15 protein-coding genes are annotated in these 16,748 nt (G+C 63.8%); 8 read left to right on the forward strand and 7 right to left on the reverse strand.

From position 1 onward, the window contains the following. Positions 1 to 3: 3 nt before the first annotated feature. Genes hpaE through OCL88_RS09590 form a run of 3 tightly spaced genes read right to left on the reverse strand, consistent with a single transcriptional unit; the run spans position 4 to position 3,698 of the window. Positions 4 to 1,533: a 5-carboxymethyl-2-hydroxymuconate semialdehyde dehydrogenase gene (gene hpaE / locus OCL88_RS09580; RefSeq protein WP_264962353.1), complete on the reverse strand. Its 1,530-nt coding sequence runs from the start codon at positions 1,531 to 1,533 to the stop codon at positions 4 to 6. A 10-nt stretch (positions 1,534 to 1,543) separates the two neighbouring features. Continuing rightward, positions 1,544 to 2,203 carry a GntR family transcriptional regulator gene (locus tag OCL88_RS09585; RefSeq protein WP_062096804.1) on the reverse strand — a complete coding sequence of 220 codons (660 nt, stop codon included), beginning with the start codon at positions 2,201 to 2,203 and terminating at the stop codon, positions 1,544 to 1,546. Next, positions 2,196 to 3,698 (reverse strand): fumarylacetoacetate hydrolase family protein, encoded by a 1,503-nt coding sequence (locus tag OCL88_RS09590; protein ID WP_264962354.1) that lies wholly within the window; start codon positions 3,696 to 3,698, stop codon positions 2,196 to 2,198. Before OCL88_RS09590 ends, OCL88_RS09585 begins: the two co-directional genes overlap by 8 nt. Before the next feature lie 143 nt (positions 3,699 to 3,841). Between OCL88_RS09590 and OCL88_RS09595 the strand changes: the two genes are divergently transcribed. Both OCL88_RS09595 and OCL88_RS09600 read left to right on the forward strand, forming a co-directional pair. Further along, positions 3,842 to 4,048, forward strand: coding sequence for a DUF2945 domain-containing protein (locus OCL88_RS09595; protein WP_264962355.1), 207 nt, complete (start codon positions 3,842 to 3,844; stop codon positions 4,046 to 4,048). A gap of 20 nt (positions 4,049 to 4,068) precedes the next feature. Continuing rightward, positions 4,069 to 5,817: a pyruvate dehydrogenase gene (locus tag OCL88_RS09600; RefSeq protein ID WP_264962356.1), complete on the forward strand. Its 1,749-nt coding sequence runs from the start codon at positions 4,069 to 4,071 to the stop codon at positions 5,815 to 5,817. A gap of 26 nt (positions 5,818 to 5,843) precedes the next feature. Here the strand turns inward: OCL88_RS09600 and ligD are convergent, their stop codons facing one another. Further along, complete coding sequence (ligD, locus tag OCL88_RS09605; RefSeq protein ID WP_264962357.1) at positions 5,844 to 7,088, reverse strand: non-homologous end-joining DNA ligase; 1,245 nt, start codon at positions 7,086 to 7,088, stop codon at positions 5,844 to 5,846. A 202-nt stretch (positions 7,089 to 7,290) separates the two neighbouring features. Here ligD and OCL88_RS09610 point away from each other — a divergent pair, with 202 nt between their 5' ends. Genes OCL88_RS09610 through OCL88_RS09620 form a run of 3 tightly spaced genes read left to right on the forward strand, consistent with a single transcriptional unit; the run spans position 7,291 to position 8,824 of the window. Continuing rightward, positions 7,291 to 7,920, forward strand: coding sequence for a dihydrofolate reductase family protein (locus OCL88_RS09610; RefSeq protein WP_264962358.1), 630 nt, complete (start codon positions 7,291 to 7,293; stop codon positions 7,918 to 7,920). Positions 7,921 to 7,978: 58 nt separating this feature from the next. Then, the gene (locus OCL88_RS09615) at positions 7,979 to 8,461 is read left to right on the forward strand and encodes a pyridoxamine 5'-phosphate oxidase family protein (protein ID WP_201433222.1); all 483 of its coding nucleotides are present in this window, start codon (positions 7,979 to 7,981) and stop codon (positions 8,459 to 8,461) included. A gap of 3 nt (positions 8,462 to 8,464) precedes the next feature. Then, positions 8,465 to 8,824, forward strand: a complete 360-nt coding sequence (locus OCL88_RS09620) for a TraR/DksA family transcriptional regulator (RefSeq protein ID WP_193591398.1) — start codon at positions 8,465 to 8,467, stop codon at positions 8,822 to 8,824. On the opposite strand, the gene OCL88_RS09625 is transcribed toward OCL88_RS09620, so the two are convergent. After that, positions 8,821 to 10,101, reverse strand: a complete 1,281-nt coding sequence (locus OCL88_RS09625) for an MFS transporter (protein ID WP_193593742.1) — start codon at positions 10,099 to 10,101, stop codon at positions 8,821 to 8,823. The genes OCL88_RS09620 and OCL88_RS09625 overlap by 4 nt on opposite strands. Positions 10,102 to 10,206: 105 nt before the next feature. Between OCL88_RS09625 and OCL88_RS09630 the strand changes: the two genes are divergently transcribed. Continuing rightward, positions 10,207 to 11,310, forward strand: a complete 1,104-nt coding sequence (locus tag OCL88_RS09630; RefSeq protein ID WP_264962359.1) for a glycosyl hydrolase family 28-related protein — start codon at positions 10,207 to 10,209, stop codon at positions 11,308 to 11,310. 56 nt (positions 11,311 to 11,366) lie between these two features. On the opposite strand, the gene OCL88_RS09635 is transcribed toward OCL88_RS09630, so the two are convergent. Together OCL88_RS09635 and OCL88_RS09640 are read right to left on the reverse strand one after the other, a co-directional pair. Then, entirely contained in the window at positions 11,367 to 12,164 is a 798-nt protein-coding gene (locus tag OCL88_RS09635) for a PIG-L family deacetylase (RefSeq protein WP_254455472.1), read from the reverse strand. Between the two features lie 347 nt (positions 12,165 to 12,511). Beyond that, entirely contained in the window at positions 12,512 to 14,488 is a 1,977-nt protein-coding gene (locus OCL88_RS09640; protein WP_264962360.1) for an FAD-binding monooxygenase, read from the reverse strand. A gap of 147 nt (positions 14,489 to 14,635) precedes the next feature. Here OCL88_RS09640 and OCL88_RS09645 point away from each other — a divergent pair, with 147 nt between their 5' ends. Together OCL88_RS09645 and OCL88_RS09650 are read left to right on the forward strand one after the other, a co-directional pair. After that, entirely contained in the window at positions 14,636 to 15,586 is a 951-nt protein-coding gene (locus tag OCL88_RS09645) for a 5'-3' exonuclease (protein ID WP_413775457.1), read from the forward strand. 169 nt (positions 15,587 to 15,755) lie between these two features. Beyond that, positions 15,756 to 16,412: a hypothetical protein gene (locus tag OCL88_RS09650; RefSeq protein ID WP_193591394.1), complete on the forward strand. Its 657-nt coding sequence runs from the start codon at positions 15,756 to 15,758 to the stop codon at positions 16,410 to 16,412. Positions 16,413 to 16,748: the final 336 nt, after the last annotated feature.

Below are 16,748 nucleotides of genomic sequence, written 5' to 3' on the forward strand. Positions count from 1 at the left end.
GTGCTAGGCGCCGGACTTGGGCGTGTCGCCGAATTTGGGGGTGTGGACGGAGCCGAGGGTGATGTGCACGGCTTGCTGGTCGGTGTAGAAGTCGATCGAGCGGTAGCCGCCCTCGTGGCCCAGGCCGGAGGCTTTGACGCCGCCGAAGGGGGTGCGCAGGTCGCGGACGTTGTGGCTGTTGAGCCACACCATGCCGGCCTCGACGTTTTGGGAGAAGTTGTGCGCCCGGGTCAGGTTCTGGGTCCAGATGTAGGCCGCCAGGCCGTACTTGGTGTTGTTCGCCAGGGCGAGGGCCTCGTCGTCGTTCTCGAACGGGGTGATGGCCACGACGGGACCGAAGATTTCCTCCTGGAAGATCCGCGCGTCAGGAGCGACGTCGGCAAACACCGTGGGTGCGATGTAGTTGCCTTCGGGCAGGTGGTCGGGTCGGCCGCCGCCAGCCAGGAGCCGGCCTTCGGACTTGCCGATCTCCACGTACGATGCAACCTTCCGGTAGTGCTCGGGGTGGACCAGTGCGCCGACCTGAGTCTTGGGATCGTGGGGATCGCCCACCACGATGTTCTTGGCCCGGGCGGCGTACTTTTCGCAGAATTCGTCGTAGATGGCGCGTTCCACCAGGATCCGGGACCCGGCGGTGCAGCGTTCACCGTTGAGGGAGAACACGCCGAACAGGGCCGAATCGATCGCCGCATCGAGATCGGCGTCGGCGAACACCACGCACGGGGACTTGCCGCCGAGTTCCATGGACAGGCCCTTGAGGTTCTCTGCAGCGTTGCGGAAGATCGTCTGGCCGGTGGTGGTCTCGCCGGTAAAGGAGATCAGCGGAACATCCGGGTGCTTCACCAAAGCATCACCGGCTTCCTCGCCCAGGCCGTTGACCAGGTTGAACACACCGTCGGGCAGGCCGGCGTCCTTGAAAATCTGCGCCCACAGCGACGCGGACAATGGCGTGAACTCGGCGGGCTTCAGGACTACGGTGTTGCCGGTGGCCAGGGCCGGGGCGAGCTTCCACGACTCCAGCATGAACGGGGTGTTCCACGGCGTGATCAGGCCGGCGACCCCGATCGGTTTGCGGTTGACGTAGTTGATCTGGGAGCCGGGAACCTTCATCGCGTCGTCGAACTGGGCCACGATCAGGTCCGCGAAGAACCGGAAGTTCTCGGCAGCACGAAGCGCTTGGCCCTTGGCCTGGGTGATCGGAAGGCCGGTATCGAACGTCTCCAGTTCGGCGAGGCGGGCTTCCTGTGCCTCCACTGCGTCGGCGATCTTGTTGAGGACACGGGCACGCTCGCGGGGCTTCATCTTCGGCCACGGACCGTTCACAAACGCTTCGCGCGCTGCGGCGACGGCGAGGTCGATGTCTTCCTTCTGGCCCGCGGCGGCGGTGGCGTAGTTCTGGTTGGACACCGGGTCCAGCACATCGAAGGTCTTCCCGGAGACGGAGTCAACGAACTCGCCGTTGATGTAGTGCTGGATATGGGTGGGCAGGTCCTCGGGAACGTAGTGTTTGGTGGTTTCGGTGGAGGTCGTCATCGTTGAGTTCCTAACTGGATACGGCGTGGGCGAGGTAGGCGTCGAGGGTGGCGGCGCGGTGTTGGCGGGCAGCTTTTTCGATGGTGTCGGCGTCTGCTCCGGACTCGATGAGTTGGAGCAGGGCCTCGTGTTCACGCACCGATTCCTGGGCCCGGCCGGGCACGAACCGGAACGTGGATGAGCGCAGGGACGCCAGCCGGTTCCAGCCGCGGTGGACCAGGTCAAGAATGTGCGGGTTGGGGCAGTGCTCGAACAGGACGCTGTGGAAGTCCTGGTTCAGGGCGGTGAATCGGACGGGGTCGAAGTGTTCCAGGCACTCGCGCATCTCGGCATTCACTGCACGGGCGCGGGCGATCGTGGCCGGATCAATCAGAGGCGCGGACAGCGCGGTGGCCGCACCTTCCACGATGCTCAGGGTCTGCATCGTGTACAGGTACTCGGTGGGATCGATCCCGGAGACCGTCGCGCCGACGTTGCGTTCGAACTTCACCAGGCCTTCGGCCTCCAGCCGGCGGATGGCTTCGCGGACAGGGACCACGCTGAAGCCCAGGTCTTCGGCGATCTTGGCCAGGACCAGCCGGTAGCCGGGGGTGTAGGCGCCCTCCACGATCCGGGCCTTCACGGCCTCATACGCTTGCTGGGATTTGCTCCCGACGGCGGTTTCAGTCACCGTGGGCTCCTTCCGTGGCTTGCAGGGAAAGCCATTCGGCGTACCGGGCCTGCCACTCCTTGTTCATCGGGTAGAGGCCGTCCACGCTGTTGCCCTGCCTGACCATCTCGAAGATGAAGGTCTCTTCCTTCTCCTGGGTGATGCAGTCCTCCACCAGCTCTTCGGCAATGGCCGGCGGGATGACCAGGATGCCGTCGGCGTCGGCCACGATAATGTCGCCGGGCTGCACGGTGGCACCGCCGCAGGCGATGGTGATGTCGGTGTCCCAGGGAATGTGCCGCCGGCCCAGCACCGCAGGGTGCGGGTTGGCAAAGTAGGTGGGCATTTCCAGATCTGCCACGGCGGTGAAGTCGCGGACGCCGCCGTCGGTGATGATCGCTGCCGCGCCGCGGACCTGGGCGCGGAGGGCCAGGATGTCACCCACGGTGCCGGTGCCTTTCTCACCGCGCGCCTCCATCACCAGGATTTCGCCTTCATTGACGGAGTCGATGGCCTTCTTCTGGGCATTGAAGCCCCCGCCGTGGGTCTTGAACAGATCCTCACGGTTGGGCACGTAGCGCAGCGTCCGGGCCGAACCCACCACCTTGCGGTCCGGGCGGGTGGCCTGCAAGCCGTCGATGCTCACGTTGTTTAGGCCGCGCTTGCGAAGCTGCGACGCAAGGGTAGCGGTGGCAACCGATTCGAGCTTCGCCTTTAACGCCGGCGTCAGCACACTCGCGGCAGCCGCCGGCTCGGCAGGAGCCAGCCCGGCGGCTTCGCGGGAACCGTAGGCCTCTTCCCGCTGCGTGTCATCGGTCTTGGGGCCGGCACCAAAGTCCGCGAACGGCGTCGTACCTTCCGTCACCTTGGTGGTGAGGCGGCCGGTGCTGAAACCACCTCCGGTAACCTCAATTTCGACGACGTCCCCCGGGACAGCCACGGAAGCTCCAGCGGGGGTGCCGGTGAGGATGATGTCGCCCTCCTCGAGCGTCAGCAGCTGGGAGAGGTCCGCGACGAGCTGCGCGAACGGGAACAGCAGGTCCTCGGTGGTGTCGTCCTGGACCAGGTCACCGTTGTGCCAGGTGCGGATGCGCAGCTTGGAAGGGTCGACGGCGTCTGCCGGGATGAGCGCCGGGCCAACGGGCGTGAAGCCGTCACCGCCCTTGGAACGGAGGTTGGAACCCTTGTCCGCGTAGCGGAGGTCGTACACGCCGAGGTCGTTGGAAGCGGTGACGGCGGCAACGTGGCTCCACGCATCCTCCAAGCCAACGCGGCGGGCAGCTTTGCCGATCACCAGTGCGATCTCGCCCTCGTAACCGAGCAGCTCACAGCCGGCAGGGCGTTCAACGGTGCCGGGAGCATCGGGGGAACCCAAGGACAACGACGACGGCGGCTTCAGGAAGTAGGACGGTTGCGCCGGAGTCCGCCCACGCTGCGCAGCCCGGCTGGGGTAGTTGATGTGGACCGCAATCACCTTGCGCGCTGCCGCCAGGGTGTCCCATGTGACCTGTTCCAAGCCCACTCCTCATCGAGTATGAAATCGTATACGATCACTCTGGCTCATCTGAGGGAAGGTGTCAAGGGCCCATCGTGCTTACTATGGCTGGACACCCGGGTCCGCCTGAACGGGCGGTTGCCCTCCAGACGCAAGGAGCAGCCATGACGCTAAGCAAAGGCACGCACGTCGAATGGAACACGTCCCAGGGCACGACGCACGGGAAGATCGTCGAGAAGAAGACGTCCGACTTCGAACTCGAAGGCAACACGCACCGGGCCAGCGAGGAGGAGCCGCAATACATCGTGGAGTCGGACAAGACCGGCGCCCGTGCGGCGCATAAAGCCTCGGCCCTGACTGAGAAGAAGTAGCGCTGGCGAGGAGGAGCACTATGGCCAAAGAGCTTGCAACCCAACTCATCGAACAACTCCAAGCTGCCGGAGTGCAGCGTATCTACGGGATCGTGGGCGATAGCCTCAACCCCCTCGTCGATGCTGTCCGGCAGACCGGCGGCTCCGCCCAAGGGGGTATCGATTGGATCCACGTCCGGCATGAAGAAGCTGCCGCGTTCGCCGCAGCGGCCGAAGCGCAACTCACCGGAAGGCTGGCCGTGTGTGCCGGTTCCTGCGGCCCCGGCAACCTCCACCTGATCAATGGCCTCTATGACGCCAACCGCACCGGCGCCCCGGTGTTGGCGATTGCCTCCCACATCCCAAGCAAGCAAATAGGCAGCGGGTTCTTCCAGGAGACCCACCCGGACCGGCTCTTCAACGAATGCTCGGTGTACTCCGAACTGGTAAGTACCACCGACCAGGCGCCGCGCGTCATGCACAGTGCCATCCAAAATGCCGTCGCGTTGAGGGGCGTCGCCGTCGTCACTCTGCCCGGTGACATTGCGGGCCTGGAAGCCACGGCTTCAACGCCGCTTCCGGCGACGTTCCGCCCCGCCAGTTTGGTTCCGGATCCGGCCAGCGTGCAGGAACTCGCCGATGCCATCAACGACGCCGGCAAGGTCGCCATTTTTGCCGGCGCGGGCGTCGAGGGAGCACACAGCGAGTTGATTGCCCTGGCTGAGTTGGCGAAGGCTCCAATCGGGCATTCCCTGCGCGGCAAGGATTTTGTCCAGTACGACAACCCGTTCGACATTGGCATGACGGGACTGCTCGGCTACGGAGCCGCGGCCGAAGGCCTAGAAGACGCTGACCTGCTGGTCCTCTTGGGAACGGACTTTCCCTATGACCAGTTCCTTCCGGAGACCCGCACGGCGCAGGTAGACCGCGCCGCCCAGCGATTGGGGCGGCGGACCGACGTCGATATCGCCGTCCAGGGTGATGTGCTCCCCACCCTCACTGCGCTCCTGCCCCTGGTGAAGCCGAAGTCGAGCCGCCGCTTTCTGGACCAGATGCTCAAGAAACACGACCGCTTGATGAACAAGGCTGTGGGAGCCTACACGCGGAAGGTGGAGAAGAAGCAGCCCATCCACCCCGAATACGCGGCGTCGTTGTTGGACCAGGTGGCCGCCGAGGATGCGATCTTCACTGCGGACACCGGCATGTGCAACGTGTGGACGGCGCGCTACATCAACCCTTTGGGGACCCGCCGGCTGATTGGGTCGTTCCTGCACGGCTCCATGGCCAACGCCCTCCCGCACGCCATTGGTGCGCAATTGGCCTATCCGGGCCGCCAGGTGGTGTCGGTCTCCGGCGACGGGGGACTGTCCATGTTGCTGGGCGAACTCATCACCGTGGCTGCCCACAAGTTGCCCGTGAAGGTGGTCGTGTTCAACAACTCCACGTTGGGCATGGTGAAACTGGAGATGCTGGTGGATGGGCTGCCCGACTTCGGGGTGGACGTACCGGATGCCGACTATGCCGCCGTGGCCAAGGCACTCGGTTTTCACGCTGTGCGGGTGACGGACCCGGCAGACATTGAGCCAGCCTACCGGGAAGCGTTCGCACATCCCGGCCCTGCACTCGTGGAACTGATCACCGATCCGCAGGCGCTGTCCATCCCGCCGAAGATCTCCGGTTCGCAGGTCATCGGTTTCGCCACGGCCATGTCCAAGGTGGTGCTGAACCGCGGAGCGGGGGAGGCCGTCAGCATGGCCCGCAGCAACCTCCGCAACATTCCGCGTCGCTAGGACCCTGGTTCCGGCGGGCCGGGTGCTTACCTCTCCGGCCCGCCGGACCATTCCTTTCCGGCCCACGGATCGTAGTCGGCAATCAGCTTCTCCTGTTCCGGTCGCCTACCCTCGCTCACGTGCTGGAGGTTCACGCGCACGCGGTACCAGAGCGAGCTTGAGCCGCGCATGCCATCCACCAGGATGTCCGCCGGATGGAGGTCCGGAACAACGTCCTTGTGGTTGGCTTTCCACTTCTCCAGCGCATCGAGGGCTTCGGGCTTGGTCTTGGTCCGGGCCACTTCGATGAGCGGCATGGTCGATTTCCGGCGACCGGACCCGTCTCCGCCCCGGGGAGCTTTCTCCGCCGGGCCCAACTCCTCCGCCAACGCGAGGAGCCCTTCGAGGCCGCCTGCAGCCTGATCGATGCCGTCATGGGGATCGCCGATGTCCTTGAATCTTCCAGGGACGGTGGGGACAGTGAACTGGTCCGGCCGAATGGTGGCCACTTCTTCCCACGTCAGTGGCGTGGAGACTCTGGCGTCCGGCAGGGGCCTGATGGAGTAGGCGGACGCCACGGTGCGGTCCTTGGCGTTCTGGTTGAAGTCCACGAAGACGCTCTCACCCCGTTCTTCCTTCCACCACCGGGCCGTGGCCAGCCCCGGTGCCCGGTTCTCGACTTCCCGGGCCAGGGACTCGGCAGCCAGCCGGACCTGCCGGTAGTCATGGTCCGGGACTATCCGGACCAGGATGTGGAGTCCGCGGGAGCCGCTGGTCTTGGGCCAGCCCACCAGTCCGACGTCGTCCAGTACCTCCCGTGCCACGTACGCGACGTCCACTATTTGTTTCCAATGCACGCCCGGCATCGGGTCAAGGTCAATGCGGAGCTCGTCCGGATGGTCCAGGTCCTCGGCCCGCACCGGGTGGGGATTGAGGTCCAGACATCCAAGGTTCACTACCCACGCCAGACCTGCAGCGTCGCGAATCACCGCTTCCTCGGCAGACGTGCCCGAGGCGTAATGCAGGGTTGCCGTGTCAATAAAGGGTGGGTGGTTCTCAGGTACGCGCTTCTGGAAGAACGGCTCCGCGTCGATGCCCTTCGGGAAGCGCTTAAGGACCATGGGCCGTCCGCCGGCTCCGCGGAGTGCGCCTTCGGCGACCGACAAGTAGTACCGGACGAGGTCCAGTTTGGTCAGGCCGGGCTCCGGGAAGACCAGCTTGTCCGGACTGGAGATGCGGACGTCCACATCGTCGATCGTAAGAATCTCGGCCGGGGTCTTGGACGGAGTCATGGCGCCACGCTAGCAACGATGGACGGTGCGGACCATATCTTGCAGTGCAGGTGCGGACCCTTGAGCGCCCTTGGCCATGGCGATAGCATGGCCGCCTCCGGATGGGCAGGCCACGTCCGGACGGCTGAGCCGATGTCCGGTTGCAGAGCCGCTTTAGGGTGGGGCGCGGGTCGAGTGTCCTGCCATGCACAAGGAGCCAATCATGAGTGAAGCAACAGAAAAACCCGGCGCAGAGCTGATGGTCGATCTGATCATCACCTTGGACGGGTACGCGTCAGGGGAAGGATGGCCGGGGTGGTGGGGCTTGGAAGGACCGGAATACCTTGCCTGGCTCGAAGAAGAGGGAAAGAAGGATTTCACCACCCTCATGGGAGCGAATACCTACAAGGTAATGGCGGGGTTGTCCCAACAGGCGGCTGACGACTCCACCGCATTCTCCGAGGAGGAGGGTGCCAGTTTGGGCGGCCTGGCCGATATGCCCAAAGTCATCTTCTCTTCCACCCTGCAAGAGCCTCTGGCCTGGCCCAATTGTGAGTTGATCCGCGGCGATGCCGTGGAAGCCGTCCGCAGGATGAAGCGCGCCCGGACCGGGACGTTGTCCACGCTGGGCAGCCTCTCCCTGTCCAGGTCCCTGCTGAAAGCCGGGCTCGTGGACCGGTTCCGGCTGGTTATCTTTCCCGTGATCACGGGCCGTACGGGAAGCGAAAGGATCTACGACGGCTACCCGGACGTTGCCCTTGAGTTGGTCAACAGCCGGACTTTTGATGGCCGGTCCCAGTTACTGGAGTACATCCCAACGGTCCTGGAAGGCCCACCCCCGGCTAGAAAATAAGGCAACTTACTAATAGTCTGACGTGGGGACCTTCCCTGACCAGAGGAAAGAGGCGAACATGACTGAAGAACACGACATCAGCAAGGTTACGGAAATCATCAACGACTCCAGGATCGGGATGCTCACCACCATCAACGAGTCCGGAGCACTTGTCAGCCGGCCTCTCGCCGTCCAGGAGGTTCAGGAAGACGGCGACCTGTTGTTCTTGACGTCCCTCGAGACATCCCAGGTGGCCCACGTGAAGGCAGATCCCCGGGTCAACGTATCGTTCGGTCGGAAGACTGAATGGGTCTCTGTGGCGGGAACGGCGGAGATCGTGACGGACCGGGCCCAAATCCGCGAGCAATGGAGCCAGGCGGCGGAGGCATGGTTCCCTGACGGACCGGAGACTCCCGAGGCTTGCCTGCTCCGCGTGGATTCCGACTCCGCCGAATACTGGACCAGCCCCGGCGGTACCGCGGCTACCGTGTTGCAGTGGGTCAAATCCAAAGTGACACATTCCCGGATGAGCGTTGGCGAGAGCAACACGGTGGATCTCTGAACAATGGTTGATGCAGAGCGGTTCCGCGCGATCCTGAATCAGGAGAGGGAGCAGAAACGAACCCTTCTTGATTCGCTTCGCGGCGACATCCGCTCAGTCAGCGCCGCCCGGGTGGACTCCAATGTGGACGACGAACACGACCCCGAGGGCAGCACCATAGCGTTCGAGCTGTCGCAGGCCGGGGCGCTCATGGAGCAAAGCCGTGCGGGATTGGAGCAGATTGAGGCGGCGCTGGCCCGCATCGACGACGGCACCTACGGGCGCTGTGCTGTCTGCGGGGAAGCAATACCCGAGGGCAGGCTCGAAGCCCGGCCTTGGACTCCGTTCTGCGTCCGGCACGCATCAGGGCGCACGAAGAACTAACCCGTGGACTCCGGTCCGTCCTGCCCCGCCGTCGGCGTCGGCGTCGTCGCACGGTCGGCAACGGGAGCCTGCCTGCGGCTGGCGAGAAGGAACGGGACGGCCAGCAACTCGATGACACCGGCAATCGCCAGCGACGCGGGGTAGCCGTACAGGTCCGCGCTGCGGCCCAGGAGGGGTTGGACTACCACGCCGCCGCTGGAACCCATCAGGGAATCGAAGCTCAAGACCGTGGCGCGTTGCTTGGAAGGGATCATGTCGTTGACATACGCCTGCCGCACTGGAAGGGCCGCCGAACCCATCACCGCCCACAATGCCAGCAGCACCAAAGCAACCCAGAACAGGCGCGTGAACCCCAAGGCCAGCAGAATGGCACCGCCGATCACGCCCGTCAGGATCAGCACCGAGGTTCGCTTGTGGAACAGGCCCCTCAGGTGCGGCGCCAACCAGCCACCCAGAATTTGCGAACCGGCAACGATCGCGGCGGCGAGCCCCGCGATCGAGTAAGCCTTGGGGTCGCCGAACAGCTCCAGCAGGAAAGGCTGCAAAGCGTAGAAAACATAAATCCCGACGCCGGCGGTAAAGGGAGCAGCGAGCATCACGTACCGGACGGGCCGGTTCTTCAAACCGTTGTCGAGCGAGGCCGACAGCACTGCACGGGTGGCCGCCACAGGACGCGCCGACCTATCAGGCGAGAACCCGACGTCGTGCATCAACCGGAACGCGACCGCGAACATGGCCACGAGCACCAGGACCCTGAGCAGGAACGGCACGCCAAGGTCCGTGGCTTGGGCTATAACCCCTCCCGCCACGGAGCCGACCAGCATTGCGATTCCTTGTGCCATCTGACCGCGGCCCAGGACAGTCTCCAGTCCGCCCTCGTACCCCGAATATCGGAGGGCATCCACCAGCCAGGCTTCCACTGCGCCCGAGAAGAACGTGAAGCCCAGGCCCAACAGCACCGAGACCACCGCCCACATCCAAAACGGCGCGGAGATCTGCCAGAGCACATAGTAGAGGTAAGTGGACCCGGCCAGCGTCATGGTGCCCAGCAGGAATGACGTACGCCGGCCCCAGCCGTCGGCCACCACGCCGGTAGGTACCTCGAACAGGACCATGCCCGCGGTGAAGAACGCGTTCGCGGCGAAGGCCTCCAGGTTGCTCAGCCCCGCGTCCAGCAGGAAAAGGGTGTTAATGCCCCAAATGAAGGATGCAGCGATGGTGTTGCCCAGCGTCAGCGTCAGATAGACACGTTGTATCGCGCGGGCGGCATCGTTCATGGTGTCGCCGCTGCCTGTGGAGGGAGGAGGGGCCACGAGCCCATTGTCTTACCGTTGCACCCTTGCCGCCATAGGTGCAGCTGGACCGCAGGATAAAGTGACCCCATGAAATCCGCCGCCGTCAAGGCAGCCGCCGGGGTCGCCGTCGTGGTCGTCGCGGGCGTGGGAGTTGCGGGCCTGGCATCCAAGCCAAGCATGGGACCGGCAGGACCCGACTACTGCCTTGCGCCCGGAAGCCAGGCCACCCGGGTGAACCAGTATGTTGTCGATGGCTATAAGGACCCGGAAGACACCTCCCGCTCGCTGCAACAGGCCATTGACGCTGCGGCGAAGACCGGAGGGGCCGTAGTGCAGCTTCCCGAAGGTACATTCATGCTGGCTGAGCCATTGCTGGTCAAATCCAACGTTGCCCTCAGGGGACAGGGCGTCGGCACAGTACTGAAGGCCGGACCCGGTTTCCTGTCTTCCGAGGGTCCTTTCGGCGGACATCCGCTCATCACCACCAATGGGGCCAACAACGTGACCATCGCCGGCCTGACCGCGGACCACAGCGGGGACCAGCTCGACGGGAATACCCGCGGTCGGCTCTCCGAATACCTCGTGGACGTCCGGCATTCCAGGAACGCGCTGGTGGAGGGGATCCGGACCCAAAATCCCTTCACCTACTCAATCGCCGTGGTGGCAAGCAGTGATTTTTGTGTCCGCAACAACCAGACCGTAGCGGACAGCAGTGACTCCTATAACCAACTGGACGGGATCCACATCACCGACTCCCACGGCGGAGTGGTGGAAGGCAACACCGTGGATCAGGGGCAGGGAGCAGATGGCGACGACGGCTTGGTGGCCCAAACGATCGGCGCCGAGGTCTTCGACGTGGTCTACAGGAACAACAACGTCCGCGGCGGTCCGCATGGCTCCGGTTTGCAGCTGGCTGTCGGAAAGCACTCCATCCGGAACATCACGGTGGAAAACAACACCTTCCGCAATTCACCCAACGGAATCCAGACCGGTTACTACGACGGATTTGCAGCGGTCCGGGACATCCACGTGGTGGGAAACTCGTTCGCGGAGATGCCGGGACCGTGGCTGACGTTCCATGGTGAGCTGCAGAATATCAACGTCGCGGACAACCTCTACTGCCACACAGGAAGCCTCATATTAGGCGATGGCCCCGGAAACAAGGCGGCCAACAACAAAGAGGGGTGCTAGCTGTTCTCCGCAGCTTAGTTGCCTGTGCCCGAACCTCAGTTGCCTGTGCCTAAACGTCAGTTGCCTTGGGCAGGAACAAAGTACGTCTCGGCCCGCGGTGGAATCTTGCCGCCGGGGAAGAGCGAGCCGGCTTGGGTGGCATACTGGCGAATCCGCCCCTGCTTTGAGGCGAGCCCCCGGTCCCATGACCAGGGCACGTAGCCGAGGCGATCCAGCCGCGAAGTGTCCGGGCCGGACACCAGGTCGTAGGGAAAGTCCGAATACAGCACCAGGTTCTGCTGGTGCGCCATACCGGCTTCCCGAGTGATCAGGTGGTCCACGTGCTTGCCCACGCCCACGGGACAAAACAGGAGTTCGGCGCCTGTGAGTGCCATGAGCTCGGCGACGTCCCCCTGCAGCCGGTTGATCAAGGCCTTCTCTGCGTGGGAGATACGACCCAGGGCAACGTCGAACCGGGAGGTCGGATAACGATGGGGAAGTCCGGGCCGCACCCTGCCCCACGCCGGGTTGCCGATCCGCGGGAGCCGGCGTCGGCGGAAGAGGGCGTCCACGCCGCCCATGTGCAAGGGGCGGGCACCCATCTCCGTCAGGACCTTGTTGTCCTCTGTCTTGCGGGCTTCAAACAGGTCCAGTGCGCTTGAATGCGTGCACTGCCGCAGGAAAGACCGGGCTGCCCGGGTGTGCGGGCCAGGGGTTGCTTCGGTGAACAAGGTAGCCACGATGATTTCCCTGGCACCGGCCTGCGCCTCGATCAGAGCCCCGCAGGAAAGGACCGCATCGTCCAGATGGGGAGACAGGAAGAGCCAGGGTGCGTCACCGGCGAGCGAGCGTTCAATGCGTGTGTGCGCGGGCATGGAGATCACATCTCCTGCCGTGCCATGGTGGTCCCTCGCGCGGACGGTGCCGTGTGCAGGTGCAGCAGATCCATGAAGAACCTCCAATGAGCCAGACAACGTGACGTTGGGGTCCAAGCTATTGGGGGCCGTCATAGCAGGGCACGAGTAGTCGCTACTCGAATATGTGCGCTGTAGTTCCTGGTCGCAGGTTCGGGTACGCAGTTTTTTCGCGGGGGAGTACTTGCCCGCATCGATGATGGGGCGGGCACCCGGGGTGATCTGCCGGCCATTCGAGCCGGAGAGCCTCGGGGCCCGCCCTGTTTACCAACGTTGTGCCCGCCCTGTGTAGCTGGGTCCTGTGAGGATCAGGCGTGCTCCACCACGGCGGTGCTTGCCGGGGCGGTACTTGCAGCGGCAGGCGCCTCCGCCGTCGTAGGGACGTGCACCTCATGGGCCTTCGGCGCCGACCTGAGGCCCGCGAAGAATTCGGCGAGTTCCGCCGTCGCACTCAGCGGCAGGACGTTGGCGACGTACTGGTCGGGCCGGACTACCACTACCACCCCGTCCCGGCTGAGTCCGCGTTCGTCGAAGATGTCCGCTGCCGGGTCGGTGCCGAAGACCTTCTCCAGGTAGGTCAGTTGGAAAGGTCCGACGGCGGGTTTGAAGACCGCGGGGACGGCATTGATGTCCACGTTCGTGTGGTCTTGCTGATAAATCACCTTGACGTCGAACCAGGCATCGCGGTCAAGGGTCGACGGCGTAGCAGCCAGTGGTGAGTCCGGTCCCGTCTCAAGCCACTCGGCAAAGTCGGCCACTGGGCCAGGGGCGCCTGCCGGTGCCGCGTCGGCGAAGACATAGATGCGCCAGCGCCCATCCGCCTTGGCATGGTGGCCCAGGTGGATCGGGTTGGTGTCGCAGACCCGGCGCACGGGGGCCGACTTGAAGCGCTTGCCGACCGGAAAGCCAGTCGCAAGGTCCTGGTGGGTTGCCTCGGCAACCACCATAGAGGGGGTGTATTGGGTCATGAAGCCGGCCGGGAACTCTGCGGTGCTGGTGTAGAAGTTCTCCAGTTCCGTGGGGTCCTCAAATTCCTCGGGCTTTTTGGCCATGAGGGATGACCATTGCTTGTCGAAGTCGATGAGGTTCTTGGCTACCACTTGCCGTTCACCGGAATAGGTATCCAGCAGGGACTCCGGGCTCCGGCCTTCCAGTACGTGGCCGAGTTTCCAACCGAGGTTGAATCCGTCCTGCATGGAGACGTTCATGCCCTGCCCGGCCTTGGCGGAATGGGTATGGCAGGCGTCGCCGGTGATGAACACGCGAGGGGTACGCTTGCCGCGCTCCTCCGGCAGAACGTCGTCGAACCTGTCCGTCAGCCGGTGGCCCACCTCGTAAACGCTGTGCCAGGCGACATTGCGAACGTCCAGGGTATAGGGATGCAGGATCTGGTTGGCTTTATGGATAATCTCCTCGATGGTCGTCTTACGGACCGCGCCGTGGTCCTCCGGGGAAACCTCGCCAAGGTCGACATACATACGGAACAGGTGGCCACCCTCGCGGGGAATGAGCAGGATGCTGCCGCCCGAGCCTGACTGGATAGCGCACTTGGTGCGGATGTCCGGGAAATCTGTCACCGCCAAAACATCCATGACGCCCCACGCGTGGTTGGCCTGGTCCCCGGCCAGGTGGCATCCGATGGACTCCCTGACCTTGCTCCGGGCACCATCGGCACCTACTACGTACCTGGCGTTGATAACCCGTTCCTGCCCTTCCATGGGGCCTGCACTGTGAACGAGGGTCACGGAGACGGGGTAGGCGGAGTTGTCAGTAACCCGAAGGCTGCGGAATTCGTAGCCATAGTCCGGCTTCATCCTGGCGGGGGAGTTGGCCATGAACTCGGCAAAGTAGTCCAGCACGCGCGCTTGGTTCACGATCAGGTGGGGAAACTCGCTGATTCCGGTGGGGTCGTCAACTGCCCGCGCGCTACGGACGATCCTGGAGTGGTCCTCCGGGTCCGGCTTCCAGAACGCCATCTCGGTGATGCGGTAGGCCTCGGCGATGATCCGCTCAGCGAAACCAAAAGCCTGGAAGGTCTCGACGCTGCGGGCCTGGATGCCGTCAGCTTGCCCGATGGCCAGGCGGCCAGGGCGACGTTCCACGATGCGCGCAGTGATATCAGGGAACTGGGCCAGCTGGGCCGCCGTCAGCATCCCTGCGGGGCCTGACCCAACTATGAGCACGTCGACCTCATCGGGCAGATCCTCCGGCCGGTTGATCCCCACCCCGGCTGCAGGTTCAACTCTGGGGTCGCCGGATACGTAACCGTGGTGGTGGAAATGCACGGGCTTTCCTCACTTCTTTGTGACGGGGCAACCTGGGGGATGCCGCGGTGTTCTATAATAGAACTTGGTGTTCGATTATTGCGAATACCATAGTAATCCGGCTCACATCACCGAACAAGTCCGAATCACTCCAAACAGCGTCACCGCATGTCAGGATCAGGTATGGCCCGACTTATGCTCCTGGACACTGCCTCGCTCTACTTCCGTGCCTTCTATGGCGTTCCGGACACCATCCGCCGAAAGGACGGCACCCCGGTCAATGCCGTCCGCGGCCTTCTGGACATGATTGCCAAGCTGACCACGGATTTTCAGGCAACGCATCTGATCGCTTGCTGGGATAACAACTGGCGGCCCAAGTGGCGGGTGGACCTCATACCCAGCTACAAATCCCACCGTGTGGCTAAAGAGGTAAGTTCAGGTCCCGACGTCGAGGTTGTCCCCGAAGCCCTCCAAGCGCAGATTCCCCTGATCAGCCACGTGCTTGAACTGGCTGGAATCGCGGTGGTGGGCGTCGACGATCACGAGGCCGATGACGTGATCGGAAGCTATGCGGGCCGACAGTCCATGCCGGTGGACGTTGTGACGGGGGACCGGGACCTTTTTCAATTGGTGGATGACGAAAAGTCGATCCGTGTCATCTACACGGCCCGAGGCATGAAGAACCTTGAGGTACTGACAGAGGTGGACGTCGTGCGCAAGTATCGCGTCCTGCCGCAGCAATACGCCGACTTCGCAACACTCCGGGGAGATTCATCCGATGGACTGCCGGGCGTGGCGGGCATCGGCGAGAAGACAGCTGCGTCGCTGCTCGCCACACACGGTTCACTCGCCGGCCTCCTCGAGGCGGCAGAAGCGGCCGACGGCGGGCTGTCCGCCGGCGTTAAAGCAAAACTCGCCGCGGCCGCCGACTACCTGGAGGTAGCTCCTGCGGTGGTCAACGTGGTCCGTGACCTCGACCTGCCTTCCCTCGACGAGGTCGGCGCACAGTTGAAACCGGTAACCGGGGTCTCCCGTGACCAGTTACAGGAGCTCAGCACTGAATGGAACCTGGGCGGTGCCGTGAAACGCCTGCTCGATGCCTTCGACGCTCCCCGGTGATGCCCTGACTGGTCGGCTCACAGCTTTGTCCATACGTTCACAGCCAATGAACAGCTTCGCATCAGCCTCCGCCGGGGTGGTCACCGCACTCTTGAGTCAGGGCAGCAACCCGGCTGCCCACCAGCAACAACGGTGACGCAACCTGGCGGTTGCGAAGTGAGGACTAGTTATGTCAAGAACCAAGCAAATCACGTTGGGTCTAGCGGCGGGAGCATTGGCCCTCGGCACCGGACTTGGTGTCACGAGCATGGCTTCGGCAACGACGACGCCGGACCCCGGCTCCACGTCGACGCCCGGCGCAACGTCGACGCCGAGTGAGACGGCAACGCCAGGCCAAACGTCAGGTGACGGGTTGGCACCGGGCAAGGGACATGGCCGTCACGGCGGCCCCGGACGGGATGCAGGCCACCTGGCTTCTGCACTGGCCGCCAAGCTGGGGGTTGATGAAACCAAAGTCACCGACGCCTTGAAGGCGTTCCGCGACGCCAACAAACCCGCTCAGGCTCCGTCTGACGACACTAAACCCTCAGAGGGAAGCACGCCGTCCGATGGAACCGAGCAGTCCAAGGGATCCGAAACCGGTAGGCCGGACCGGGCAGCGATGGAGGCCGCGCTGGCAAAGTCGTTGGCTTCCTCCTTGGGTGTTGAGGAATCGAAGGTCACGGCGGCCCTCGAAGAGATACGTTCGGAGGCGAAGTCAGACCGTGCCGCCGAGCTCAAATCCAGGCTCGACAAGGCCGTCACCGATGGCAAGTTAACCCAGGCCGAGGCCGACGCAGTGACCAAAGCCGTGGAGGCAGGAGTCATTGGAGGGGGAGCCCGCTGACTTAGTCCCGCCGCTCGCGGTGAGGGGCCGGGTGAGCCATTGGCTTCGGAAGCCGTAGCGCACCCGTTTCCCCACTGCAGGACAACTGACTGAATACCGTGGCATAGCCGTTCTGAGTGACAGGATCCTTCGTGATTGCGGAGGGTCCTGTTGTTTTGTTGCCCCCGGCGCCTAGGCTCCCTGGCTGGGGGCGCGCCGGAGTGGCTGGGCGCGCCACGTGGCTGGAGTGTGTCGGGGTGGCCGTGGGTGTTTCCTGTTTTGGGACAGGGTGTCATGTTCGTTGGGGTGTGTGGTGGTGGTTTCGTTGGGGTGTTTGGGTGGGGTCGATGTGGGGTG

The organism is Paenarthrobacter sp. PAE-2, assembly GCF_026013155.1.
GTDB lineage: Bacteria > Actinomycetota > Actinomycetes > Actinomycetales > Micrococcaceae > Arthrobacter > Arthrobacter ureafaciens.

Bases quoted from the DNA above. Each gene is read 5' to 3' on its own strand.
- hpaE (WP_264962353.1), bottom strand. From the start codon at position 1,533: ATGACGACCTCCACCGAAACCACCAAACACTACGTTCCCGAGGACCTG.
- OCL88_RS09595 (WP_264962355.1), top strand. From the start codon at position 3,842: ATGACGCTAAGCAAAGGCACGCACGTCGAATGGAACACGTCCCAGGGC.
- OCL88_RS09600 (WP_264962356.1), top strand. From the start codon at position 4,069: ATGGCCAAAGAGCTTGCAACCCAACTCATCGAACAACTCCAAGCTGCC.
- ligD (WP_264962357.1), bottom strand. From the start codon at position 7,088: ATGACTCCGTCCAAGACCCCGGCCGAGATTCTTACGATCGACGATGTG.
- OCL88_RS09610 (WP_264962358.1), top strand. From the start codon at position 7,291: ATGAGTGAAGCAACAGAAAAACCCGGCGCAGAGCTGATGGTCGATCTG.
- OCL88_RS09615 (WP_201433222.1), top strand. From the start codon at position 7,979: ATGACTGAAGAACACGACATCAGCAAGGTTACGGAAATCATCAACGAC.
- OCL88_RS09620 (WP_193591398.1), top strand. From the start codon at position 8,465: ATGGTTGATGCAGAGCGGTTCCGCGCGATCCTGAATCAGGAGAGGGAG.
- OCL88_RS09625 (WP_193593742.1), bottom strand. From the start codon at position 10,101: ATGAACGATGCCGCCCGCGCGATACAACGTGTCTATCTGACGCTGACG.
- OCL88_RS09630 (WP_264962359.1), top strand. From the start codon at position 10,207: ATGAAATCCGCCGCCGTCAAGGCAGCCGCCGGGGTCGCCGTCGTGGTC.
- OCL88_RS09635 (WP_254455472.1), bottom strand. From the start codon at position 12,164: ATGCCCGCGCACACACGCATTGAACGCTCGCTCGCCGGTGACGCACCC.
- OCL88_RS09645 (WP_413775457.1), top strand. From the start codon at position 14,636: ATGTCAGGATCAGGTATGGCCCGACTTATGCTCCTGGACACTGCCTCG.
- OCL88_RS09650 (WP_193591394.1), top strand. From the start codon at position 15,756: ATGTCAAGAACCAAGCAAATCACGTTGGGTCTAGCGGCGGGAGCATTG.